This window comes from Paenibacillus sp. FSL P4-0184 (assembly GCF_038004625.1).
GTDB lineage: Bacteria > Bacillota > Bacilli > Paenibacillales > Paenibacillaceae > Paenibacillus_AQ.
Genome location: NZ_JBBORN010000001.1, coordinates 4,170,822 through 4,194,114, shown reverse-complemented (window position 1 = coordinate 4,194,114; position 23,293 = coordinate 4,170,822). Strand labels below are relative to the sequence as shown.

Annotated in this window: 22 protein-coding genes, 1 pseudogene and 1 riboswitch; of the genes and pseudogenes, 3 read left to right on the top strand and 20 right to left on the bottom strand. The window is 43.8% G+C overall.

The window, feature by feature from the left end; all coding sequences use genetic code 11:
- Positions 1–28 precede the first annotated feature (28 nt).
- The 17 genes from ccsA to mscL all read right to left on the bottom strand — a co-directional run bounded on the left by ccsA (position 29) and on the right by mscL (position 15,129).
- The gene (gene ccsA / locus MKY52_RS18325) at positions 29–1,291 is read right to left on the bottom strand and encodes a cytochrome c biogenesis protein CcsA (RefSeq protein WP_341052701.1); all 1,263 of its coding nucleotides are present in this window, start codon (positions 1,289–1,291) and stop codon (positions 29–31) included.
- Positions 1,288–2,973 carry a cytochrome c biogenesis protein ResB gene (gene resB, locus MKY52_RS18320; protein WP_341052700.1) on the bottom strand — a complete coding sequence of 562 codons (1,686 nt, stop codon included), beginning with the start codon at positions 2,971–2,973 and terminating at the stop codon, positions 1,288–1,290. Before resB ends, ccsA begins: the two co-directional genes overlap by 4 nt.
- On the bottom strand, positions 2,973–3,494 hold the full coding sequence (locus tag MKY52_RS18315; RefSeq protein ID WP_042190261.1) for a redoxin domain-containing protein: 522 nt from the start codon (positions 3,492–3,494) through the stop codon (positions 2,973–2,975). The genes resB and MKY52_RS18315 overlap by 1 nt, the downstream gene beginning before the upstream one ends.
- 120 nt (positions 3,495–3,614) lie before the next feature.
- Positions 3,615–4,373 (bottom strand): pseudouridine synthase, encoded by a 759-nt coding sequence (locus MKY52_RS18310; protein WP_036676166.1) that lies wholly within the window; start codon positions 4,371–4,373, stop codon positions 3,615–3,617.
- A 20-nt stretch (positions 4,374–4,393) separates the two neighbouring features.
- Positions 4,394–4,738, bottom strand: coding sequence for a peptidoglycan recognition protein family protein (locus MKY52_RS18305; RefSeq protein ID WP_341052695.1), 345 nt, complete (start codon positions 4,736–4,738; stop codon positions 4,394–4,396).
- 66 nt (positions 4,739–4,804) lie between these two features.
- Entirely contained in the window at positions 4,805–5,293 is a 489-nt protein-coding gene (locus tag MKY52_RS18300) for a spore maturation protein (RefSeq protein WP_042190265.1), read from the bottom strand.
- 52 nt (positions 5,294–5,345) lie between these two features.
- Positions 5,346–6,011, bottom strand: coding sequence for a nucleoside recognition domain-containing protein (locus MKY52_RS18295; RefSeq protein WP_076284546.1), 666 nt, complete (start codon positions 6,009–6,011; stop codon positions 5,346–5,348).
- A 35-nt stretch (positions 6,012–6,046) separates the two neighbouring features.
- Positions 6,047–7,246, bottom strand: coding sequence for a D-alanyl-D-alanine carboxypeptidase family protein (locus tag MKY52_RS18290; protein WP_341052694.1), 1,200 nt, complete (start codon positions 7,244–7,246; stop codon positions 6,047–6,049).
- 166 nt (positions 7,247–7,412) lie between these two features.
- Positions 7,413–7,916 (bottom strand): GerW family sporulation protein, encoded by a 504-nt coding sequence (ytfJ, locus tag MKY52_RS18285; RefSeq protein WP_076284545.1) that lies wholly within the window; start codon positions 7,914–7,916, stop codon positions 7,413–7,415.
- Positions 7,917–8,000: 84 nt separating this feature from the next.
- The gene (locus MKY52_RS18280) at positions 8,001–8,714 is read right to left on the bottom strand and encodes a DUF2953 domain-containing protein (protein WP_341052693.1); all 714 of its coding nucleotides are present in this window, start codon (positions 8,712–8,714) and stop codon (positions 8,001–8,003) included.
- A gap of 186 nt (positions 8,715–8,900) precedes the next feature.
- Entirely contained in the window at positions 8,901–9,503 is a 603-nt protein-coding gene (scpB, locus tag MKY52_RS18275; RefSeq protein WP_042190273.1) for an SMC-Scp complex subunit ScpB, read from the bottom strand.
- A complete protein-coding gene (locus MKY52_RS18270) occupies positions 9,472–10,263 on the bottom strand; it encodes a segregation and condensation protein A (RefSeq protein WP_149646795.1) in 792 nt (263 codons plus the stop codon). Before MKY52_RS18270 ends, scpB begins: the two co-directional genes overlap by 32 nt.
- Positions 10,264–10,398: 135 nt before the next feature.
- Positions 10,399–10,866: a 6,7-dimethyl-8-ribityllumazine synthase gene (gene ribH, locus MKY52_RS18265; RefSeq protein WP_042194286.1), complete on the bottom strand. Its 468-nt coding sequence runs from the start codon at positions 10,864–10,866 to the stop codon at positions 10,399–10,401.
- 36 nt (positions 10,867–10,902) lie between these two features.
- Positions 10,903–12,156 (bottom strand): bifunctional 3,4-dihydroxy-2-butanone-4-phosphate synthase/GTP cyclohydrolase II, encoded by a 1,254-nt coding sequence (locus tag MKY52_RS18260; RefSeq protein ID WP_076284543.1) that lies wholly within the window; start codon positions 12,154–12,156, stop codon positions 10,903–10,905.
- A 62-nt stretch (positions 12,157–12,218) separates the two neighbouring features.
- Complete coding sequence (gene ribE, locus MKY52_RS18255; protein WP_149646793.1) at positions 12,219–12,887, bottom strand: riboflavin synthase; 669 nt, start codon at positions 12,885–12,887, stop codon at positions 12,219–12,221.
- A gap of 100 nt (positions 12,888–12,987) precedes the next feature.
- Complete coding sequence (ribD, locus tag MKY52_RS18250) at positions 12,988–14,088, bottom strand: bifunctional diaminohydroxyphosphoribosylaminopyrimidine deaminase/5-amino-6-(5-phosphoribosylamino)uracil reductase RibD (protein ID WP_341052690.1); 1,101 nt, start codon at positions 14,086–14,088, stop codon at positions 12,988–12,990.
- Positions 14,089–14,304: 216 nt separating this feature from the next.
- A riboswitch (FMN riboswitch) is annotated at positions 14,305–14,480 on the bottom strand.
- Between the two features lie 244 nt (positions 14,481–14,724).
- Entirely contained in the window at positions 14,725–15,129 is a 405-nt protein-coding gene (gene mscL / locus MKY52_RS18245; RefSeq protein WP_076299560.1) for a large-conductance mechanosensitive channel protein MscL, read from the bottom strand.
- A gap of 316 nt (positions 15,130–15,445) precedes the next feature.
- Between mscL and MKY52_RS18240 the strand changes: the two are divergent.
- Together MKY52_RS18240 and MKY52_RS18235 are read left to right on the top strand one after the other, a co-directional pair.
- Positions 15,446–15,613 (top strand): annotated as a pseudogene (locus tag MKY52_RS18240) (winged helix-turn-helix domain-containing protein); the annotation flags it as partial.
- On the top strand, positions 15,610–16,713 hold the full coding sequence (locus MKY52_RS18235; RefSeq protein WP_341052688.1) for a sensor histidine kinase: 1,104 nt from the start codon (positions 15,610–15,612) through the stop codon (positions 16,711–16,713). The pseudogene MKY52_RS18240 and the gene MKY52_RS18235, both read left to right, overlap by 4 nt.
- Positions 16,714–16,794: 81 nt before the next feature.
- On the opposite strand, the gene MKY52_RS18230 is transcribed toward MKY52_RS18235, so the two are convergent.
- A complete protein-coding gene (locus tag MKY52_RS18230) occupies positions 16,795–20,238 on the bottom strand; it encodes a collagen binding domain-containing protein (RefSeq protein WP_341052686.1) in 3,444 nt (1,147 codons plus the stop codon).
- 280 nt (positions 20,239–20,518) lie between these two features.
- Between MKY52_RS18230 and MKY52_RS18225 the strand changes: the two genes are divergently transcribed.
- The gene (locus tag MKY52_RS18225; protein ID WP_341052684.1) at positions 20,519–21,277 is read left to right on the top strand and encodes a YwaF family protein; all 759 of its coding nucleotides are present in this window, start codon (positions 20,519–20,521) and stop codon (positions 21,275–21,277) included.
- Positions 21,278–21,334: 57 nt separating this feature from the next.
- Here MKY52_RS18225 and MKY52_RS18220 read toward each other — a convergent pair whose 3' ends face one another.
- Both MKY52_RS18220 and lysA read right to left on the bottom strand, forming a co-directional pair.
- The gene (locus MKY52_RS18220; protein ID WP_042190291.1) at positions 21,335–21,766 is read right to left on the bottom strand and encodes a peptidylprolyl isomerase; all 432 of its coding nucleotides are present in this window, start codon (positions 21,764–21,766) and stop codon (positions 21,335–21,337) included.
- A gap of 145 nt (positions 21,767–21,911) precedes the next feature.
- The gene (gene lysA / locus MKY52_RS18215) at positions 21,912–23,246 is read right to left on the bottom strand and encodes a diaminopimelate decarboxylase (protein WP_341052682.1); all 1,335 of its coding nucleotides are present in this window, start codon (positions 23,244–23,246) and stop codon (positions 21,912–21,914) included.
- Positions 23,247–23,293: the final 47 nt, after the last annotated feature.

Genomic DNA, 23,293 nt, shown 5'->3' with positions numbered 1-23,293 from the left:
TTGTGCTGTGTTAGCAGGTAAACTATGCTCAGTCCGTCCCCGCATAAGAATGAAGTCCGGCGATGACTAGATTAACGCCAACTAAGGTAAACATTACGACCAAAAAGCCTAGAACGGCAAGCCAGGCAGATTTTCGCCCTTGCCATCCACGAGCCAATCGTAAATGAAGATAAGCACTATAGAAGAGCCAAGTAACGAGTGCCCAGACTTCTTTGGGGTCCCATCCCCAGAATCTTCCCCAGGCTATTTGCGCCCATATCATTGCAAAAATCAAAGCGCCTAATGTGAAAATAGGAAAGCCAATGGCTATCGCCCTATACGTTATCTCATCTAGATCGACTTCATCAATCCCCTCCATAACCGGGTGAATCGCTGCGCCTAGTGGCTTGCGTACGATCAAGCGAAGAATTCCGTAAAGGAGTAATCCGGAAAGAATCGACCAGATTACAGTATTAAACTTCCGGCCAGCATTCACACCATTCATCCATGAAGGAGCTTCAAAGAGAGGTTCTTTCATGCCAAGAAACGACTGGAAGCTTTCAATTTCGCTATTGTGAGGAGCCACAATCGGCGGCATTCGATAACTCACTTTCTCTATTGTACTATTTTCCTGCCCTGCGCTGTCAATCGTAACGTTGGGACGGACAAAAACAGTCTCATAACCTGCTCCGCGGAAAGCAAAAACTGAACCCAGAAACCCAATTATAACAATGATTGAAAAGAGAGTAAATTCAATCAGTCTCTGTTGCTTACGATCCGCCTTCTCTTTACTGGAAAAATTAACAGTCCGTAGCAGATACATCAGCCCTGCCGCAAAACCTACCGCGAAAAAGGATTCACCTAGTGCTGCCAGTGTTACGTGAATCTTGAGATAGTTCGATTGCAGGGATGGAATTAACGGCTGAACCTCCTGTGGAAATACAGCTGCGTACGCCATCAAAATAATGCTAATTGGAACTGCAAACAGACCGAGAATAACTTTGCGATAGATCGCGTACATCACTGTAAAGGCTACCATAACCATCATGGATAAGAAAGTCATGAACTCATACATATTGCTGACCGGAATATGTCCTGCACCAAACCAACGTGTAAAGAAATAAATAAGATGAAAGATAAGACCTATAGAAGAAACAATAAAAGCTATTTTACCCCATCGAGCAGTATGTTCCTCTGGCTTGCGGCCCGACCACTTGCGACCCATGATAGCGATAGTGAATAACATAAACGACCCGCTGTATAATAAGAATGCGGCAATAAAGACGGCACTGCTGATATCGAGCAAGCTCATGTAAGGCCTCCTCCATTATCTATTGATTTTTCATCGACTACCATATCTACTTTTTCTAAAATAGAAACGATCTCACGACGGAAACCGAACCAATTCTTGTTCGTATGTCCTCCGAGTATTAGCTCTCCGTTTACAACGGTAAGCCAGATGCGTCTATGCTGCCAGTAAAATCCAAGGATTAAACCCAGCATCACGATTGCTGAACCTAACCATACAAAAGGCATTGCACGATCAATACGTATATTCAAGTATGTAGTCGATTCCGAAAAATCAACATCGCTCATGTTGTCCACTTCAAGCTCAAGAAATCTATTACTGCCACCAAGCTTATCGTTAATAGCCACCTGCTGAAACTGAGACTTATCTACCTGCTTAGGAAAATAGAAGTACTGCTGCCCTTCCGCAGGCAAATTTGGTCCTTGAATCAAGAATAAGAATGCTGGTGCATTCGGATAAGGCGACTTAGATATCGGCTGACCATCCTCATTCAGTCCAAAATCCATATACTTCTCTTTTAAAGTCATCGTATAGGGTCCCACTGTAATTGTACGCTGCGGATTCTTCATATCCAGTTTGAATTTACCGTACGACTCCCCAGTGGTGGAATTCTTAAGCACTGGCTGTACAGAACGCAGCACAGGCGTTAGATCATAATCAAACTGATACGCTTTCAATCCTTTATAATCCAAAGGTGAGTTTACTTGGATATTATGCGTTGTCACCTCGGTAAGCTGCGGTTCCTTAGTAGGATCTGCGCAATCCGCGGTACATTTATATAGCACTGCTTTAGTTTGGAATAATTTTGGAAGGATCTTTTTGCCTCGAAACTCCTCAGGCATCTCTTCATCTGTGTAGAACTCTACGGTGAATTTCTCGTTTTTTAAATAATAGGTAGTATCCGGAATCTGTGTAATCTCCCCTTGCGGGAAAGCAAGATGCTGATCCATGTTGAGACCAGGCAATCCTCTTGCCAGTACAGCAAGTAAAAAAATAATCAAACCAATATGTATTACGTAAGGCCCCCAGCGGCTGAAGCGGTGTTTCTCTGCCAGCAGAGCTCCTCCATCCGTCTTGACTCGGTAGCCCTTTTTACGCATAGGCTGAACCACCCGAGCAACCCAAGCTTCTGGTTCTTCTTGCACTTCAGTAACTAGCACAGCCTTTTGCCGAGTTAAGAACTGACGATGTTTCCGAATCTTCTGCCTAGTTAATGCCTTATATAGCGGAAGTACTCTGTCCAAACTACAAATGACTAATGAAGCACCAATCATTACGAGTAGAGTCACAAACCACCAGGATTCGTATGTATGTGAAAGTCCAAGCTTATAGTAGATGTCCCCAGCTGTTCCGTACTCCTGCTTATAATAACTCGATGCATCAATATTAAGGAAAGTACTCTCCTGAGGGAAAATGGTTCCCAGCATAGAGCCTAACAGTGTCAAAACGATTAGATATATCGCTATTTTGACAGATGAAAAAAAGTTCCAAACTCGATCAATAATGCTTGGATTAACACGCTGCGAACGACGGGCTACACCATCATAACGCATTTCCAGATTCTCGCCCCAGTCCGATTCTTTGCCAAGCGGCTTTCCGCATGCTTCACATAGAACAGTGCCTACAGGGTTCTGATGGCCACATTCACATTTGGTATTGGTTATAAAAGCCTCGCGTTCACTCATCAATCCACCAGCTTCCCAATTTGATCATCTAGTGAATCTAAATCAAGCTGGCCAATATGAATGCTGTCAATTTTACCCTTTGCATTAATAAAAAAAGTAGTGGGGAGTGGAGAAATACCATAACTTCGTACAGCGTCTCGTCCCGTGTCCATCAAAATCGGAAAATCAATATTGACTTGCTTCACAAAATTCTCGACAGTCATCTGATCTTCACCTACGTTGATTCCAATAACGACTACATCTTTGTCCTTCCATTTTTCCCATTGTGCTTGGAGAGCCGGCATTTCTTTTACACATGGCGTGCACCATGAGCCCCAGAAATTCAGCACAATAGCCTTACCCTTATACTCGTCTAACGTATGCCCAAGTCCATCAAGACCCAGCAAATCAATGGCAGGCGCTTTACTACCTTCCTCTGGTTTTCCGCTTCCACCAAATACAGAGGAACCAATTGCATAACCACCCACTAGAACGATTAGAAACAGAATTACGATTTGAATTGGTTTTCTCGCTTTACCCACATGTAAAGCCCCCTTCTGTGACGCAACTCATACTTATGTTGTAAGGTGTGAACATCCTATGAACATTATAGCGAATTTCGTCACAGTATTAGGGGGTTTAATTGTGAATATTGTGTGTCTTTATGACTCTTTACGTGGAGTTCTTTCTTTGAGTAATCCTGCTTTGGCAATTTGCTGCAGATGGTTAATTTCATCTTTTGTCAAATGACGGTAGGATCCACGTTTAAGATTTTGCAGCATAATATCCCCGAATGAAATCCGCTTCAGACGGAGAACGGGGTGTGAAATCGCATCAAACATGCGTCGTACCTGACGGTTACGTCCCTCGTGAATCGTAATGCTGATTACTGCTTCTTTATTCGCTTCATCAATATCTTTGTACTCTACTTCGGCAGGCGCTGTCATACCATCTTCCAGCTTGATCCCAGCCTTTAGCTTGTCCAGTGCAGTACCGTGCGGGATACCCTTGACCGTAGCGTGATACGTCTTAGGTACATGATGCTTAGGATGGGTAAGCAAGTTAGCGAAATCTCCATCATTCGTTAACAGCAGCAGTCCTTCCGTATCATAATCCAGACGGCCTACAGGGTAAACCCGTTCTGTAATTCCTTTAAGGTAGTCTGTTACAACCTTGCGACCCTTTGGATCGGAAGCACTTGTAATGACTCCTTTAGGTTTGTTGAACATAATATAGATTTTGTTCTCGCCCCGGATCAGTCTACCGGAGACTTTAATAATATCTGTTGCGGGGTCCACCTTCGTGCCAAGCGTAGTTACGAGTTCCCCGTTGACTTCCACTTTACCGGCCAAAATCATTTCTTCACACTTACGTCTGGACGCCACACCTGCCTGCGCCAAAATTTTCTGTAATCTTTCCATTTTCGACTAGTCACCTCAGATTAATGATAACCATCAGAGGGATAAATCACAAGTTCATTCCATGGAAAAAATGCGCCTGGGCAGTAATTATTGTGGGGTTCGATGATTAAAGGAGAGATTTGGTATCGCTCTACCAGTTCTAAAATGAGTTTACCTGTGGCAAATAGCTGATCCTTCCTTCCAGATAATGGAGGAATACCATCTTCCCAGCTGAAATCACCTTCCAAGCAAATGTGAATATACTCCGGATCGGTCAGCAGCGGTGCTGCATAAATGGCTCCGTCCACACCAACCCAGAAATCAAAGCCTTTGCCATTGATGGAAGTACAGCGAGACTGATGCAGAATAAAACCTTTGTAGTTCATAGCGGATTGCCTCCCTCCACATTGCTGCAATAGCATATGTCGAGGAAGGAAAGGGGGTGACGCCTCCTACCCAAAAAGCAGGAGGCAGACCGCGATCGCGGCGACGAAGCCAACAACATCGGAGAATAAACCTACCTTAAGTGCATAACGTCCGTTACGCACACCAACGGCTCCAAAATAAACCGTTAATACATAGAGCGTTGTGTCCGTGCTGCCTTGTATGGTGGAGGCAATCATGCCGATTAGAGAATCCGGACCATGAACGCGAATCAGATCCGTGGTATAAGCAAGCGAGCCTGTCCCAGTGAGGGGCCGCAGAAGGCCGAGCGGCAGTACTTCTGGAGGTACGCCAAGTCCCCGCAGAGCAGGAGATATGAATCCCATAAGGAAGTCGAGTGCGCCCGATGCGCGAAAGACGCTGATCGCCACAAGCATTCCCACAAGATGAGGAATAATCGCGATTGCCGTTCCAAATCCATCCTTCGCCCCTTCGACAAATGACTCATACACCGGGACTTTACGCGTAAAAGCATAGAGCGGGATGAACGTAATCATGACCGGAATCGCCCATGCCGATAGGAGACTGATTAACTGGTACAAGTCATGCTCACCCTTTCAATGAAGAATTAGGCAGCGACGTCTTGGCCAATGGAGCAGAACCAGACTTTGCTGACGGCGGCTTTGGAGGTTTGCGCAGCAACGTCATCCTTCGGAAAAACCGGTCAGCCACTATAGCCGCAAGAGTCGCCACAGCCGTTGCGGCGAGGGTTGTGCCTACTATTCCCGCAGGATCTGCCGAATTGTAATTCAATCGGATCGCAATTAGCGTCGCGGGAATTAGCGTAATGCTTGCTGTGTTAAGCGCCAGTAAGGTACACATGGCTGGTGTGGCCGTTTCTTTATCCGGGTTGAGCTTCTGCAGCTCCTGCATCGCCTTGATCCCCATAGGTGTAGCCGCATTGCCAAGTCCAAGCAAATTAGCGCTCATGTTGGAGAGAATATATCCGATTGCAGGATGGCCCTTCGGCACATCTGGAAAGAGGAAGGCTACGATTGGTCCAAGAATTTTGGCTATTTTTTTAAGCAAACCCGCATCCTCTGCGATCCGCATGATTCCTAGCCAGAATACAAGCACACTTATTAAGCCGAAACTTACTGTAACCCCACTCTTGGCTCCGTCGAATACGGCGGCTGTAAATTCATCCATTCTGCCGTTAACGGCGGCGAACAGAAAACCGATGATGATCATTCCTAGCCAGATCCCGTTAATCATGGATACGCCTCCCTCTTCATTATTCAGCTATCTGCTTACTTGGAACTTTCACCCAATTTAAATAACGCCTTCAGTGCACTCCCTATAGCCTGAAACCAATTATCAGCAGGATAAGTGTGTGCTTGCGTTGTACTATATTTTTTAGTATAAGCGGATTCCTCAGGAGGTAAGGACTCTCGTGTATACACTGGAACCCGGCCTATCTCCTTGCCACCTAGATCTAGAACGAGAACCCCTTGCAATCCAAAGTTTGATCTTGCAGCTTTGACTGACGCCGCAGGGATCTGATTCAAGACAAGTTTAGTGGTCACTCTATCCTGCTCGCCTTGTCCAAGCGGATAGGCAAATTTTTTGGCTGTCACGAAGTCATAACCACTAACGGGATCCCCGCGTTCGATCATTGTTTTTAGTGGATAATGATTAAACCCGAAGTTTAGCAGTGAGGCATGATCATTCCAGTCATCCCCATCATTTATAGTCACTGCGACAAGCTGCTGGCCGTTTCTGGTCGCTGAGCTGACCAGGCAGCGTAGCGCTTTTTTGGTATATCCTGTCTTCACACCATCTGCGCCCTCATATAAGTACAGCATTTTATTCTTGTTTCTCCACTTGTAATCCCATTTCTCATTTGGATTGTCCGCAGTTTTCTCCTGTGTCTTCACAATTTGTTTAAATACAGGATTATGAAGAGCATACGCCGTCAGTTCAGCTAAGTCGTTAGCACTCGAATAATGACCTTCAGCATCTAGACCATGCGGATTAGCAAAATGAGTATTTTTTAATCCGAGCTCTTCAGCCTTATTGTTCATCAGGTATACAAACCCTTCTTCAGAACCGCCGATATGTTCAGCGATCGCTGTTGCCGCATCATTCCCAGAGCGCAGCATTAGACCATACAGCATATTTTCCAGCGTCATCTCTTCACCTTGCTGTAAATAAATAGAGGAGCCTTCTTTGGCGAAAGCATTTTTACCAACTTTGACTTTGGATGCTAAATCACCATTCTCAATTGCGACGAGGGCGGTCATTATTTTAGTCAGGCTGGCAATAAGCATCGGCTCATCTCCTCGACTGCTATACAAAATACGCCCGGATTCCACATCAATCAGCGCCGCTGCCCTTGCATGCGTAGATATGGAGCTGTTCTCCGCATGAATCAAAGTTAGCGGTGTCAGAAACAGCAGCAAAATGCTCAGTAATAAGGCGATTGGAAATTTACGGGTTATTGTCTTCATATTTATCCTCCGGATTCTTATCGGTTCTTAAGTAAAGTCATTCATTTCATGCTTATGTTGTACAAGTGTATGCGGACCAGCCTTAGGGTATGTCCTCTCTACACAAAAAGGGACACCGCCTGATGTAAGGCGATATCCCCGAGGCTATTTGTTGAATTATGTGTACCTAATGTGTTGAAGATTGGGATGTACTTGGATCGGGTTTAGCAGGTGCTTGTGGTGCTTGTGCTTGTGGTGCTTGTGTAGCAGTTGACCCAGCTTGACCTGAAGAACTGCTGCTTTGGAACATGGTCTGGATTTTGTCGATAAGCCCAGGCGTGGCATCGATAATTTTTTCGAACAAATGCGTTTGATTGTCGAGTGGCACAATGTTTACCCCATCCTTACCAACCACTAGAAAAGCGATCGGTCTGATGGAGACACCGCCCCCACTACCGCCACCAAAAGGAAGCATTTTGACACCGCCTTGGGAGCTTGATCCACTTATAGAATCCTCTACTCGATAATCACTACCCCCTGCAGCAAACCCAAAGGCCACCTTACTAATCGGCAGAATAATACTTCCGTCAGGTGTTTGTACTGGATCTCCAACAATCGTATTAACATCTACCATACCCTTGATATTTTCCATCGCTGTTTGCATTAGACCCTGAATAGGATGGTCGCTCATATTGTTTCCTCCTTTAATTGAGTACGATTTCTCTTGCTTCTACAGCGCTTATCATCCCCACATCCACGCATTTGTATGTAACTTTCATTCTAAACTTTGCCCATGAGACTCCCTACGCATCCGTTTTAGTATTTTTCTCCACTTACTGATTCCCCCCGCCTCCCTCAAGACACGAAGAATAAGCTGCAATGATGCGTATACGGCATAGGAAACGGACAATTTACCCTCACATACGAACTCCATTGAAAAAGAATGCTCATCTTGAAAAACAGGCTTCACAAACACTCGTGGATTGTGTTTCAATTTGACCCTCTGCGAAATAAATCCAACAATGCTCCATTTCAATCCCCAGACGGCTCCTGATACTATGGCAGTGTCTGCCGCATCACCTAGTGAGAAGTCTGTGGACCAGTCGAGCTTTGATATTTTGACATGTGATACAGTTTCCTTGAACCACTTCTTCAATCCACGTGTGGATTGCACTGCTAGCTGTATATTGTCCCGCCAGCGCTCAATTCTTTCTTTATCGAATTGCTCTTCCTTTACAGTGTCAACACCTATAGTCGCGGTACCCGTCTCTTTAAACTTCCCAAGCACGCCTTGCTCCAATCCCTTAAAGACCAATCGAGGCAGTTCATAGTGGAGTTTGATCAGACCAAAAAGTGTCTTAACATCTAACTCGATCAGATCATTTTTGTCATGTTTATAGCACCGGATGCGGAAATCGATAGATGAAGACAGAACCAGGATCATTGCCAGTACCAGCAATCCGAGGGGTATTCCAAGCCATAACGTCACGTATTTACCTCCAAGAAACCTTAATAATGGGAACCTTTGGTTTAGTATGGCAATTTAATCTGGAAAAAATTCGGGGTTTGGCTAAAAAATGTGGCTCTACAAAAAAATAGGGACTGCCCATAAACCATTACGAATGGTTTATGGGCAGTCCCAGCAATACAAATCATTGCGGAATAACAAAAAAAACTAAGGTTGCTCTATATCCTCGAACGTCATTTGAGTATCCAGCTTATTGAACAATAGCTGTGTCTCCTCTTCCAAATTATCAGTGGATTCGAAGTTAGATGGTTCTGGCAGCTCATTCAGACTTGCTAGGCCAAAGCTCTCCAAGAATGATTTAGTCGTCCCATATAAGATTGGACGCCCTACGGCCTCCGCACGACCTACCTCATGGATCAAATCCTTGTTATTCAGCGTATGAATAGCACGTTCGGATTTCACGCCTCGAATCTCTTCGATCTCCACCCGTGTAATGGGCTGACGATAGGCCACGATCGCCAATGTCTCTAATGCGGCCTGAGACAAGGTTGATCTGGATGGGGAATAAGCCAAGCGTTCAAAATAATGGGCATGCTCAGGTAATGTAGCCAGCCGATAGTTTCCGGCAATTTGGACTACCTGCAATCCCCGCTCCTGTGTTACATAATCCTCTTTCAGTTCTTCTAATGCCCCAGCTGCAAGCTCTGGCCGCTGCTCTGTAATCTCGGCGACTTGCCGTACGGAGATCCCTTCATCACCTGATAGAAACAACAGGCCCTCAATAATCGATTTCAGCGTTTTGTAATCCATTGAAGTGTTCTCCTCCTCTCCACTCCATTACGATGTCATCAAACAATTTCTCTTGATAGCAAAAAATCGCCTTCATTTTCATCAGTTCCAGAATCGCAAGAAAAGTAACTACGATTTCGTGTCGCGCCATTTCATCGTGAAGCAGTGCTGAGAAATGGAGCCTTCCACCTTTTCCTCTGCGCTGCAGCGCATCCGATACATCACGTATACGATCTTTTACCGATATTTCGTCCCGGGTGATCCGCTGGTAAGATGACCTTCTTGCCGCCTTACTAAGTGCTTTACGGAAAGCAGCTATAAGGTCGGAAGTATGTAGTCCTTTTAGCGTATGGTCAATCTCTTCAGGCACGTATGGACCCAGATCCTCCGGCTCCTTCGTAAAAATCAAGCTCCGCTCGCTCTCCATATCCATTAAATGAACAGCAATACTCTTGAATTTACGATACTCAATCAGTCGCTGAACGAGTTCAGCTCGTGGATCAAATTCATCTTCTTCGTAATATTCAAAATCATCGATCTCAATGACCGGTGGTTTGGGCAGCAATAGCTTGCTCTTTATAGATAATAGGGTTGCGGCCATCACGAGAAATTCACTCGTAATATCCAGTTCAAGCTCCTGCATACTTCGCAGGTATTCCATATACTGTTCGGTGATCTCGGCGACCGGAATGTCCTGGATGTCGATTTCCGCCTTATCAATTAAATGCAAAAGCAGATCCAGCGGACCTTCAAACGTTTCCAGCTTGTACAATACAGTCACGAAGCATCCTCCCGCCAAAAAAAGTAAAGTGCAGCGCCCTAAAGGACGCTACACAAGTAGAAAGGGCTCTATAATCCATGCTTTCTTCTTATACTATAAATAAGCACGAATTCGACTGATTCGTCAATAGCTGTCTTACTTAAACAGTTTGTTAAGATTCGCCATTTCAATCGCAGCAGTCGCAGCATCCCAGCCTTTATTCCCTGCTTTGGTTCCTGAACGCTCAATGGCCTGTTCAATATTCTCAGTAGTTACTACACCAAAAATCGTCGGCACGCCGGTTTTAAGATTGATTGCAGCTACCCCTTTTGCAACTTCATTACATACATAATCATAGTGCGTTGTAGAGCCACGGATAACAGTTCCTAAAGTGATTACAGCGTCGTATTTACCGCTTTCCGCCATTTTTTGAGCGATTAACGGAATTTCAAACACGCCTGGAACCCAAGCAACATCTACTTCATCATCGTTAGCACCATGGCGTTTAAATGCATCAAGTGCACCTGACAAAAGCTTGCTTGTAATAAATTCATTAAAACGTCCTACTACAACTCCGTATTTTAACCCCTCGGAAACTAAATGTCCTTCTAAATATTTCGGCATATCATTCATCTACCCTTCGTTTTTTATTGTGTGTGATTATACTTTCGAATCCTCATTTTGTTCAATGTCGTCAAAAGACAGCAAATGCCCAAGTTTCGCCTGCTTCGTATGGAGATAATTAGTATTATCCTTATTCTCCGGCATTTGAATTGGCACTCGCTCAACAACTTCCAATCCATAACCTTCCAACCCTTTGATCTTTCTAGGATTGTTCGTTAAGAGACGAATTTGACTTATACCTAGATCCTTCAGAATTTGTGCTCCAATCCCGTAATCACGCAAATCTGCTGGAAAACCAAGCTTTAGATTGGCATCTACAGTATCGAGTCCTTCTTCTTGAAGCTTGTAGGCTTTAAGCTTATTAATAAGACCAATGCCCCTGCCTTCTTGACGCATATAGAGCAATACGCCTCTACCAGCAGCTTCGATCTGCCGAAGCGCTGCTTCAAACTGGGGACCACAATCGCAGCGATGGGAGTGGAATACGTCACCCGTCAAGCATTCGGAATGTACTCGTACTAACACTGGCTCATCACCGGAAATATCGCCCTTCACCAATGCTACATGTTCTTTATCATCCACTTCATTTGTATAGGCAATGGTCTGAAACTCACCGAAATCGGTAGGCAGACGTACAGACACCTCGCGATTGACGAGCTGTTCCTTCTCGTTCCGATAGTGAATGAGGTCTTTGATGCTGATCAACTTAAGATCATGCTTCTTAGCAATCTCAACCAGATCAGGCAACCGGGCCATCGAGCCATCTTCTTTGATAATTTCACAAATCACACTGGCTGGATATGCACCACACATACGGGCTAAATCAACAGCAGCCTCTGTATGTCCGGAACGGCGCAGTACGCCACCTTTTTTCGCAATCAGCGGGAACATATGGCCAGGTCTACGGAAATCAGACGGCTTCGCTTTAGGGTCAATCATGGCCTTTACAGTCAAGGATCTTTCCCCTGCTGATATACCAGTAGTTGTATCTATATGGTCAACCGATACAGTAAAGGCTGTGCCGTGATTATCTGTATTGTGACTGACCATAGCCTGTAGTTCAAGCTCTTCCGCACGCTCAGCGGTAATTGGCATACAGACCAAACCACGTCCCTCAGTGATCATAAAATTGATGACTTCTGGTGTCGCCCGTTCAGCAAGAGCTATAAAATCCCCTTCATTCTCACGATCTTCATCATCCACCACGATGATGACTTTGCCGCGCATTAAATCATATATCGCTTCTTCAATCGGATCCAAGACACTATCCTTCTTCGATTGTTCGCTCATGATCCTATCCTCCTAATAGCTTTACGAAGGATTATTCCCTTCTTCGTAAGCTTACTCATTATTTAAACAAATCCGTTTGCCGCCAAGAAATCGCGGCTAATCCCGGAACTGCTATCACTTTCTTCATCCTGTGCAGCTGAGCCATAATGAAGAAGATGATCTACATATTTGCCCAGGACATCACACTCAATATTCACACTATCTCCTGCCCGCTTATAAGTTAGCACAGTTTCCCCTAACGTATGCGGAATAATGGATACAGTAAGCGATGAAGCCGTCGTTTTTACTACTGTTAAGCTAATGCCATCAATCGTGATCGACCCTTTAGGGATGATATATTTAAACAGCGATTTACGATCCGGCGCAATCTCATAGACTACTGCATTTTGATCACGTTTTACGCTTTTGATGACAGCAGTGCCATCTACATGTCCCTGAACAATATGACCTCCAAATCGACCACCGGCTGCCATTGCTCGCTCCAGATTCATCCGACTGCCAGGACGTAGCTCCTTCAGATTACTGTTTCGATAGGTCTGAGGCATGACATCCACTGTAAAATAGTTCTCGCCTAAAGTTGTCGCTGTAAGACAGACGCCATTAACCGATACGCTATCACCAATCTTCAAATCATCCATGATGACGGAAGCGGCAATGTTCAGCACCATCATTTCTCCACCGGTGGAGACACTTCTCAGAGTGCCAACTTCTTCGACTAATCCAGTGAACATGCTTTCCCTCCTAGGAGTTTTATGTGAGTAACACTTCTCCGCTATCTCTCCGAACAAAACTGCTCCGGAAGCACACGATTAAGTTTTGTAACCATTCACTTTAGCGTACCGGAGTACCGCTGATACATACATTATCTCCGAGCACTTTTACTTCCAATCCCTCCAGAGAAATCGCATCCTTCATTAGCTCTATACCAGGAAATACGAACGTCCCTTTCGCTTCAGCACCACCGCCAACAATCTTTGGAGCGAAAAAGAGAATCACTCGGTCAACTAGCCCACTCTCCAGCATCGCACCATTTAGCGTGCCTCCGCCTTCAAGTAAAATTGATCCGATTTCCATTTCACCGAGTGTTACCATAGCAGCCTTCAAATCCACCCGTGGTCCTGCTCCGCTAACAATGATTTGCACACCTGCTTGAAGAAGTGCTGCTTTCTTTTCATCATCTGCGGCTTCAGTTGTCACGATGATAGTAGGCGCTAGACCGTCACTTACAACTGCTGAATCCAAAGGAATACGTAGTCCAGAATCAATCACAATCCGTATCGGATGAATACCCGGCACTTCCGTTCTTGTAGTTAGTGAAGGATTATCTGCAATCACTGTGTTCACACCGACCATTATTCCCTGATGCCGATGCCGCAGCGTATGTACGATCTCCCGCGCTACACCATTTGAAATCCATTTACTGTCACCAGATTTGGTAGCTAGGTTACCATCCAGCGTGCTGGCACTCTTGAGCGTAACAAAAGGCTGTTTTGTCAAAATATACTTGATAAAACGCTCATTCAACCGCAGCGCACGTTCACGCAGCAACCCTACTTCTACTTCAATGCCATGCTCACGCAGCATTTGAACGCCGCGACCCGCAACCTGAGGGTTAGGATCTTCACAAGCGACTACCACTCTGGCTACTCCCTCGTCGATCAGCCTTTGGCTGCAGGGCGGAGTCTTGCCATAGTGACTGCATGGTTCCAGTGTTACGTAGGCAGTGCTGCCCTGTGCTTGGCCAGCCGCCATATTCAAGGCATGAACCTCAGCATGACCTGTTCCGCGCTGCAAATGAGTCCCAAGTCCAATCATCGCTCCATTCTTTACAACAACACAGCCAACAACAGGATTAATTCCTGTCTGTCCTTGGGCCCGTTCTGCCATATCCAGCGCTAACGACATATAAAACTCGTCATTCATATTATCCATCTCGTTCCTCCTATCCACTTACTGTCTATCTGATGCGTAAAAACAGAAAAACCCATCTCATTCTCCAGGAGGAGTAAAGATGGGTTATGCGAGAGTTTATCGGCAGTCCAAATAAAAGTGTGCGTAAATAACCGTCAATCGACGGCAATTGTGAAATATCGCACATAATAAATGAAAACACTGCAGTCCACCTGTCTATTACAGACAAGCGGTTAACCTCTCCTTCTTCCATCCAGACTATACTGTCGGTCCCGGAATTTCACCGGGTCCACCGTTCGCGTCAACAACGCGAGCCGGGTAGCGGACTAAGTGTGGTAGATAAACTTAATAAATAAGCACTCTACAACAACATCACCGCCGGTAGGGAATTGCACCCTGCCCTGAAGGATTGATCCTTTATTTAATTGAGGTTCAAGTTTTCCTTACTAACAAAATTATCACTTACACCTTCGAAATGCAAGTGCGTTTTATATATTTACTTAAAATTTGTAACTTAATTCTGAGAGGTATGGTGATTACTAGAAGAAATGACATGGTTATATATAGTCTGCAAATGTACAGTTAAAACCCATTCCATACATTTACATAAAAAAAAAGAAAAAGCGTCTGGACTGTATCTCCAGGCGCTTTTTCTTTTTACAATCCGCGTTCTTGTTGTTTCAACAAATCACGAATTTCCGTTAGCAACACGATATCTTCTGCGGGTGCTGGCGTCTCCACCACTTCAACTTTAACGGCTTCTTTGCGCTGGAATTTATTAGCCAGTTTAATAACCATAAAGATTGAGAAGGAAATAATAAAGAAATCAACTACCGCCTGCAAAAATTGCCCATAAGGGATAAGCAGTTCATTATGCATAACCATAACACTTAGAGCCCGATCCTTCAGATCTATACCACCTGTTATCAAGCCAACAATTGGCATAATGATGTCAGATACTAATGAAGTCACAATCTTACCAAAAGCTGCTCCGATAACTACAGCAATGGCTAAATCTAGTACATTTCCTTTCAGGGCAAAAGCTTTAAACTCTTTCCACATCTTCCAATTCTCCTCCAACCTATTGAATTTGAAATTATTATAGCATAGCCGCTTCCCAAATCTTAAGGCTTGTTAAGAAACTATTAAGTTTACTTTTTACTTTTACATGCCGCCATTGGGAGATTCGCCTGTCTCATCTTTGGTATGTGGACGGCTTTATGATAGCTTTAAGTTTTTCAAAGAGCTAAACAAACTGTTTCCCATCGATCCTCGCCGGCTTTCAAATAAGGATTTCAATCGAGAATATTGTATACTTCTTGTAGTACGGACGGTATAGAGGCCTGTATAAAAATTCGAGAAACACAAAAATTCCCGATCTGCCAAGGGTCAGGAACTAGATAAAATCACTGGACTCAGTAATACACTCATCGTACACATTCGAAAAATCAGAGAAAAAATTAAAGCTAATCCGAGAAAACCACAGTATTTAAAGACCGTATGGGGCGTTGGCTACAAACTGGAAAAAGGAGGTTGTTCTAGATGAACTTTAAAAGATTCGATGCCTTATCTTGGAAAATAGTTGGCTTTAGCCTAACAAGTCTAGCTCTTACAGCAGCAATTTTATTGGTTTGCTATTATGGGACATCCCTTTTGCTATGGCTCAATCCTTCTCATTCCTTCTGGGGCGTTAAACTCATCCGCTGGGTGACCAATAACATTGGTTCTACTCCTATAGTGATTCTTATTGGGGTTCCTTTATTTATTTTTTTCATCCTGAAGCTATCCAGAAATACAACAAGCCATCTTCATAACATTTCAAGCGGGGTTCAAGCGATTGCTGACGGCAATTTATCTTTCAAGATACCAGTAACAGGAACGGATGAACTCGGTAAACTCGCGGAAAATATGAACCTCATGGCGGGCAAGCTAAAATCCGCTATAGATGAAGAACGAGCAGCAGCAAAAGCCAAAAACGACCTAATCACTGGTGTATCCCATGATCTTCGAACCCCTCTAACTTCTGTACTGGGATTCCTGGAATATGTAGAGAAGGATCGTTATAAGAACGAGGTTGAGCTGCGTTATTATGTGAATATCGCCTATGAGAAATCCCTGACTCTTAAAAAGCTAATCGACGATTTATTTGATTATACACGTGTTAGCAGCAACGGGCTTCCCCTTAATATGGAGCCTGTAGATCTCGGCAAGCTGCTCGAAAAGCTTGTCGAGGAATTCGCTCCCGTATTGGAGCAAGCGGATATGACCTGCCGTATTCATACGGATATGAGCCCTTTGATTATCCATGGTGATGCGGACGAGTTAGTACGATTATATGAGAATCTATTTACCAATGCGGTTAGATACGGTAAAGAAGGTAAGATTCTAGATATTTCCGTTTATAGAAAAGACGGCAGAGTGATTGCTACATGCACGAATTACGGTAACCCGATCCCTGCCACGGATCTCCCCCACTTATTCAAGCGATTTTATCGTGTAGATAAGTCACTTTCCAGAGAGACTGGCGGAAGCGGCTTAGGACTCGCGATTGCCAAGAGCATCACAGAGCTCCACGGTGGAACGATTTCAGCCAAAAGCTCACGTAAACAAACCGAATTTGAGACTTCCTTCCCTGCAAGTGAATAGGTTCTGAACATAAACAAAAGCACCCGACTATAATCACGCCGGGTGCTTCTTTCAGTTCAATTTCAAATCATACTTATTCACTTACTTTAAGTTTCCTCCACGTCTAAACACACGGTTTAGAATATATCCTATGGCTATTAATCCAATACCTGTCATGTAGAGCGGCGCAGGGCTACTTTCTCCCGTCTTTGGAAGCTGAGGGGCACTTGAAGTGCTGTTGTTGACTGTACCTTTCGGAACTTCCTCATCAACAATGTCGACTTCACCCAAAGGAACATTTTCATCTGTAATAACTAAATCAGGAGTTCCTACTTCTTCTGATGTCGCGGATTCCAGATCGCTCGTATTCCCAGGGCCAGCAGGTACTGCCGGATCATTGATGATTACTCCTGGCACCAGCGAACTCGTAGGTGTAGGTATCAATGGACCTCCTGGGGTTCCTGAGGTTGGTGTAGACGCAGGTCCTGATGTCGGCTCTGTTGACGGAGTAGCCGTCGGTTCCGATGAAGCTGATGGTGTTGCGGTTGGGACTATAGTTGGTTCTGGCGTTGCAGTAGGTGTAGGCTCCACTGCTTTTTGATTCGTAATTACGAGTTGATTCGTTGATGAAGAATGAATGGACACTGGATGCTCTTTAGGATCAAGTACATAGCCACTAGGAGCTGTCGTCTCAATCAATACGTAGTTACCCAACCATAATTTATTGAATGTTGCTGTACCAGCGGAATCTGTGGTTAAGCTATTAATAAATACCCGGTCTGAGCCGTTAAGGCGATAGAGTGCAAAAGTTGCATTTGCCAGCGTCTTCAAGTTGTCCTCTGCATCCAGCTTCTTGATCATCAAGGAACCTCTAACCCCGCTGCCTGATCCTGATCCACTCGACACACCGACGATAATTTCTTTAGAAGAATCTTTGCTTATTTCGATAACATTAAATCCACTGAAACGAACAGTATTAATAACTTTGTCTCCTGTATTCGCCATAATCAGGGATTGATAGTCGAGAATATAAGGTTTACTAATCTCCTTGGCGAAGCTTAAATCAAACGACTGCTTGCCGTCTACATCCGTTTTTATTTCTAAGCTGTAATCGATACCCTGAATCAATTCAGGTCCGCTTTTTGTTACATCCCCGTTTTCAGCTACGATTGTAGGATACAGGTGGAATGAATCCTGCAGCAGAATCTGATTAGCGCTAGGAGTATCGTTGATTAACGCATTCTTCACAGTAGACTGACTACGATTAATTTGAATGCTCCAATCGATTTTTTCGCCATTCTGAACACCATTTTTCAAGAGATATTCGTCTCCATAAGGAATCTTTACGGTAGCGTTCAAATCCTTGGATACCTTTTTTGCCCCATCATAGAGACTGGCTTTATTATCAATAGAAGTGCCAATCACTTTGCCTTCAAGACTTGTATGAAATTCTATATAATAAGCGGATTGAATAGCATCTGTAAAAGAGAGCTTCAGCTCATTATTACCATTAACACTGTAAGTGTATTTGCTACTGTTTACCTCGACACCTTTCGTTGGGTCTCCATTCTTAGCAACATTCATGGTGTATACTTTCAGCGATCCAGGAACCAGGGTTTGACCCGATTTCAAAATATCCACGACTTCTGGCTCTGCAACCGTTTTGCTATTATAATTGACCCCTAATGTCCAAGCTAATTCTTTAGTTGAAGCATTATAAGAACCAAACTTCAAACCATTGCTTTTCGCTTCAGTTCTTGGAATAAATAGCCCTTCTGCTTCTGTTGTGCGAGGAATTTCGGACGTGTCTAACCAGTCCATCCTAACCTTGTTATTGAAATTTTCAGTATTAGACCAAATCCAATCCTTATTAAATTCCGTTGTATAGCTAATCGTATAAAGACCAGTAATCTGCGAATTAAAGACAACCTTGAATCCTTTATTAGCCTGAACAGGAGCATTGTAAACCAAACTATATTTGGAAGGATTCAATACATTCCCATTAGAATTTCTAATTACGAGTGATTCCGGAATAAACTTCAGACCGCCAAACGGGAATGACTCCGTAACTTCAACCTGACCCATTGGATAGTTATCACTGTTTAATGTGACTTTCCATCCAACCGTTTTATTCTGATAATCTACGCCTGATAAGTTCTTATACAAAATGGCTGACCGTATTAAGCGTGTAGCTTCTCCAGTATAGGTACTGTCCGTAACTGTATTAGTGATTATGGTATCTTCAAACACACGCTTTATAGCTTTGGTCTTATATTCGATTCGATAAGGAGATGTTACATCATGTTTAAATTGCAAGGTGAACCCTGACTTATTCACGTCTGAAGCTGCAACTACAGTGTAATCAATATCCTTGGTCAAAAGATTACTCAACGTTGCTGTACCCGCTGAATCCAGTTGCACCGTGTATACCTTTATAGAATTGGCTACTAACGCTTGAGAATCATTAAACAAATCCTTTAGTACAGCATTTCCTTGCGGAATTGTTTTTTTATTATAGTTATATTCGATTGCCCAGGAAATGATTTGATTGCTCCAGTCATATCCGCTAGAGTATTTGTTCAAACTTCCTCCTCGTTCTACTTGAACAGTAGCAGAAGAACTTGCAGGAACTTGCCCATCTCCTGTAAAAGTCGCTGTATTCGTGAAGCTTAGCCGATCCTCATCAGTAATAGCTGTGGAGTATTCAATACGGTAAGCACTCGAAATCGCAGGATCAGTGAAACGAACATTTAACGATCCTCCAGTGAACTCTGTAGAATATTTACTGGTATCGAGTAGTGCACCTTGTGTTACCGAACCGTCCAACTGGATACTCAGTTGATACACACTCACAGTAACCGGAGTGCTAAGTGACAACCCTGTTGGTATAGCGTCCGTTACGACTGCATTTCCAACAGTTTTTAATGATTTATTTACGTCAACAGACCATAGAATATGGTCTGCATTATAACCCTGAGGAATCCCCCTCTTCTCAATGGTCGATCCTACATTCGGTCTAAAATTCACAGTAACCGTCTGAACACCACCGCTCACCGGAAATAAAATCTGCTGAACAGTACTTCCTGAGATTGTTTGTTTATCAAACTTAGTATTGATCCGAAGCGTTCCTTGCACATCATCATGCGTTTCTATGTAGTCGTTAAAGGTCATTGTTACTTGGTGTGATAACTGCTCAACTGTAAAAGTTCCTACATCTCCATCCTCCGAGACCAACAAGCCGCTAATATCATTAAAAAGCTGAAACTGCTCTGGAAGCTGAAAGGTAAAGGTGTCACCTTGCTTGTACGGATGAGCTTTAGGAAGAGACCACGTATAATCTAATGTTACATTAGCTTCTTGCTCATAGACGCTATCCGTAACCGTCTGCCCGTCTTCACCATATACAGCCATTGAGACACTGGTGATGATATTCCGCTCTTGATCGATTGCCGCTGCTTGTACTTGTGGAGTGAACCCGATGCCATAGGCATATTGCGCTACAAGCATCAGAATAACGATCATCACACTTATTCTTTTCTTTAACATTATCCTAAAGCCTCCAATTCCTTCTCCAATTTGATTTTTCTGTGTTTGTATCTCCTCTTGAAGCGTAATCTCTGCCATTCCTCATGCTCGAATGCTTCTTATGTAATTCCGCGCCCATTGCCCCATCTTATGTTAAAATAATGAAAAGCCATCCTTTTGTGGGTTAGCTGACAGAACGCATACATATATAACCATTTTATGGATGTTACGAAACAGAAAATATCAAAAATTTACAAAGTTGTTTTTTGAAATGCTTTTTAGGTACGAAGGAGGTTGGTTCATGCATCTTTCATCTTATTTTGATCTACAGCGTACGGAGGATTTCATTATGTTCTCCCCTTCACATTGGATTGCTCTGTCTATCATTACATTGGTCTGTATACTGTTTTACAGTTTAAGATTCGAGATTCGGACTGATGTGAGACTTCGGCAAAGTGTGCGCTTGCTGCTGATTATTATTCTTTTGTTCTCAGAAACAGGACTTCAAATATGGTACCTCTCTCAAGGCGTATGGCAATCCAGCAGCTCACTCCCGCTCGAACTATGCGGAATTACTTTACTACTATCCGTTATCATGCTGATCACTCGCAGCCGAGCACTATATTCCTTTCTGTATTTTGCTGGGATTGGTGGAGCATTCATTGCTTTACTCACACCGAATCTGGTCTATCCATTCCCTCATTTCCGATTTCTACTGTTCTTTATAGCACATGGTGGTATTGTTCTCGCTTCTCTTTATATGACCTGGATTGAGGGCTATAAGCCCACTTGGAATTCTCTCCTGTTCACCATGCTTGGACTAAACATTGTGGCCGCTTGTGTGTGGATCGCCAATTACATCCTAGGATCTAACTACATGTTCCTATCTCATAAGCCCAGCACTTATTCTGTATTGGATTATTTCGGGCCTTATCCTTATTACCTGCTTGTTGAAGAGTTATTTGCCTTCATTGTGTTTCTGCTCATGTATTTGGTATTCTTCTGGATGCCAGAGCAGCGTAAATCGAGACGTAAACGAACAAGCCGGATTCCTTATTAAATAAGAAAAGGCCAGCCTCCGATAATCCGGAGACTAGCCTTTTTAAATTAAGAATTCTTAAGCTTCGATGATTTCTACCGAAGTCATTTTGTCGCGTCCTTTGAAAGTATCAACAAGATCCATACCTTCAACTACTTTACCGAATACAGTGTGAACTCCATCCAAGTGTGGTTGCGGTGCATAGCAGATGTAGAACTGGCTTCCGCCTGTGTTCTTACCCGCATGTGCCATAGCAAGTGTTCCGCGCTCGTGTTTGTTTGGGTTGATTTCGCAGTTGATTGTGTATCCTGGACCACCAGATCCAGTTCCGTTAGGACATCCGCCTTGAGCTACAAAACCAGGGATAACACGGTGGAATGTCAATCCATTGTAGAAACCATCTTTTGCTAGCTTTTCAAAGTTAGCTACAGTGTTTGGTGCATCTTGATCGAACAAGTCAATCAGCACTACGCCGCCATTTTCAAGAGTAATTTTCGCTTGCTTTGCCATATGTAAATGACCCCTTTCAAAATTAACAAATTTAGAATACCTCAATTATATTACTATGAAACTACGCACAAAGCAAAGCAAGCAGGAGTAATTCCTGCTTGCTCTTTATGCCTTACCAGTTTTCCCTACCTAACATTAACGGCTGTTACTTAGCAACAGCAGCTTGTTTAGCGATACGCTCAGGAACAATATCGTTGGCAATAAGATCATTATAGCTTTCGCGGCGCACTACAAGATCGCTGTGTCCGTTCTGAACGAACACTAAAGCCGGACGACGAAGCCGGTTGTAGTTGCTCGCCATGGAGTAATTGTAAGCGCCTGTGCAGGCTACAGCCAACAGATCGCCGCTTTCAGCCTCAGGCAGCTCTACATCCCAGATCAGCATATCTCCGCTCTCGCAGCATTTTCCAGCGATGGAAACAGTTTCTGTAGCCTCTTCATTCGCACGATTAGCAAGTAATGCCTCATATTTAGATTGGTACAATGCAGGACGTGGATTATCAGTCATCCCACCGTCAACGGCAACGTACTTACGCACGCCTGGGATATCCTTGTTCGTACCTACTGTATAAAGTGTAGTACCTGCATCTCCAACAATACTACGGCCCGGCTCCACCCAAATTTCAGGCAAAGCATTATAGATTCCAGCAAAATGAGTCTTCACGGCATCCGTAATTGCAGTTACATATTCAGAAACATGTAATGGGGTATCCCCCTCAACATAACGAATACCGAAACCTCCACCTAGGTTTACTACACGGAAGTCCACTTCCAAACCTTCTTTAACACTACGAGCAAAACTCGCTACACGTTCAACAGCAAGCTGGAATCCATCCGTTTCAAAAATTTGAGAACCAATATGGGAATGTACGCCAAGCAGCACTAAATTCTTTTTGCTGACTGCCGCTTTAACTGCTTCATAAGCCGATCCATTACCGATATCAAATCCAAATTTGGAATCGGTCTGGCCTGTTGTTATATACTCATGCGTATGAGCTTCGACACCTGGTGTCACACGTAACAAGATGTTAACCTTAACTTCTTTACGTGATGCAATCGACTGCAAAAGATTAAGCTCTACCAGATTATCGACTACAAAACAGCCGATCCCGGCATCAATCGCCATTTCGATCTCTTCAGAAGTCTTATTGTTGCCATGAAAATGAATGCGTTCTGTAGGAAAGCCAGCTTGCAAAGCAGTATAAAGTTCGCCATCAGATACAACATCAAGCGATAAGCCTTCTTCATCAGCCAAACGAACCATAGCCATTACTGAGAACGCCTTACTTGCATAAGCTACTTGGAACCCCAGTCCAGAGGATTTAAAAGCATCCATATATTCCCGGCAACGTTGTCTCACCAATTGCTCGTCCAATATATATAGCGGGGTTCCATATTCCGCCTTCAATTCAGTTACATCACATCCGCCGATCTCCAAATGCCCAGCATCGTTAATTCGGCTAGTACCGTGTAGAAACATTCTTTAGTCCTCCAATTTCTGTGGAATATCAAGGTTCCACCCTGTCT

Excerpts from the sequence above, each read along its gene's own strand:
- ccsA (WP_341052701.1), bottom strand. The coding sequence starts at position 1,291 with ATGAGCTTGCTCGATATCAGCAGTGCCGTCTTTATTGCCGCATTCTTA.
- resB (WP_341052700.1), bottom strand. The coding sequence starts at position 2,973 with ATGAGTGAACGCGAGGCTTTTATAACCAATACCAAATGTGAATGTGGC.
- MKY52_RS18310 (WP_036676166.1), bottom strand. The coding sequence starts at position 4,373 with ATGGAAAGATTACAGAAAATTTTGGCGCAGGCAGGTGTGGCGTCCAGA.
- MKY52_RS18305 (WP_341052695.1), bottom strand. The coding sequence starts at position 4,738 with ATGAACTACAAAGGTTTTATTCTGCATCAGTCTCGCTGTACTTCCATC.
- MKY52_RS18300 (WP_042190265.1), bottom strand. The coding sequence starts at position 5,293 with ATGATTACGTTCATCCCGCTCTATGCTTTTACGCGTAAAGTCCCGGTG.
- MKY52_RS18295 (WP_076284546.1), bottom strand. The coding sequence starts at position 6,011 with ATGATTAACGGGATCTGGCTAGGAATGATCATCATCGGTTTTCTGTTC.
- MKY52_RS18290 (WP_341052694.1), bottom strand. The coding sequence starts at position 7,246 with ATGAAGACAATAACCCGTAAATTTCCAATCGCCTTATTACTGAGCATT.
- ytfJ (WP_076284545.1), bottom strand. The coding sequence starts at position 7,916 with ATGAGCGACCATCCTATTCAGGGTCTAATGCAAACAGCGATGGAAAAT.
- scpB (WP_042190273.1), bottom strand. The coding sequence starts at position 9,503 with ATGGATTACAAAACGCTGAAATCGATTATTGAGGGCCTGTTGTTTCTA.
- ribH (WP_042194286.1), bottom strand. The coding sequence starts at position 10,866 with ATGCCGAAATATTTAGAAGGACATTTAGTTTCCGAGGGGTTAAAATAC.
- MKY52_RS18260 (WP_076284543.1), bottom strand. The coding sequence starts at position 12,156 with ATGAGCGAACAATCGAAGAAGGATAGTGTCTTGGATCCGATTGAAGAA.
- ribE (WP_149646793.1), bottom strand. The coding sequence starts at position 12,887 with ATGTTCACTGGATTAGTCGAAGAAGTTGGCACTCTGAGAAGTGTCTCC.
- ribD (WP_341052690.1), bottom strand. The coding sequence starts at position 14,088 with ATGGATAATATGAATGACGAGTTTTATATGTCGTTAGCGCTGGATATG.
- mscL (WP_076299560.1), bottom strand. The coding sequence starts at position 15,129 with ATGTGGAAAGAGTTTAAAGCTTTTGCCCTGAAAGGAAATGTACTAGAT.
- MKY52_RS18235 (WP_341052688.1), top strand. The coding sequence starts at position 15,610 with ATGAACTTTAAAAGATTCGATGCCTTATCTTGGAAAATAGTTGGCTTT.
- MKY52_RS18230 (WP_341052686.1), bottom strand. The coding sequence starts at position 20,238 with ATGTTAAAGAAAAGAATAAGTGTGATGATCGTTATTCTGATGCTTGTA.
- MKY52_RS18225 (WP_341052684.1), top strand. The coding sequence starts at position 20,519 with ATGCATCTTTCATCTTATTTTGATCTACAGCGTACGGAGGATTTCATT.
- MKY52_RS18220 (WP_042190291.1), bottom strand. The coding sequence starts at position 21,766 with ATGGCAAAGCAAGCGAAAATTACTCTTGAAAATGGCGGCGTAGTGCTG.
- lysA (WP_341052682.1), bottom strand. The coding sequence starts at position 23,246 with ATGTTTCTACACGGTACTAGCCGAATTAACGATGCTGGGCATTTGGAG.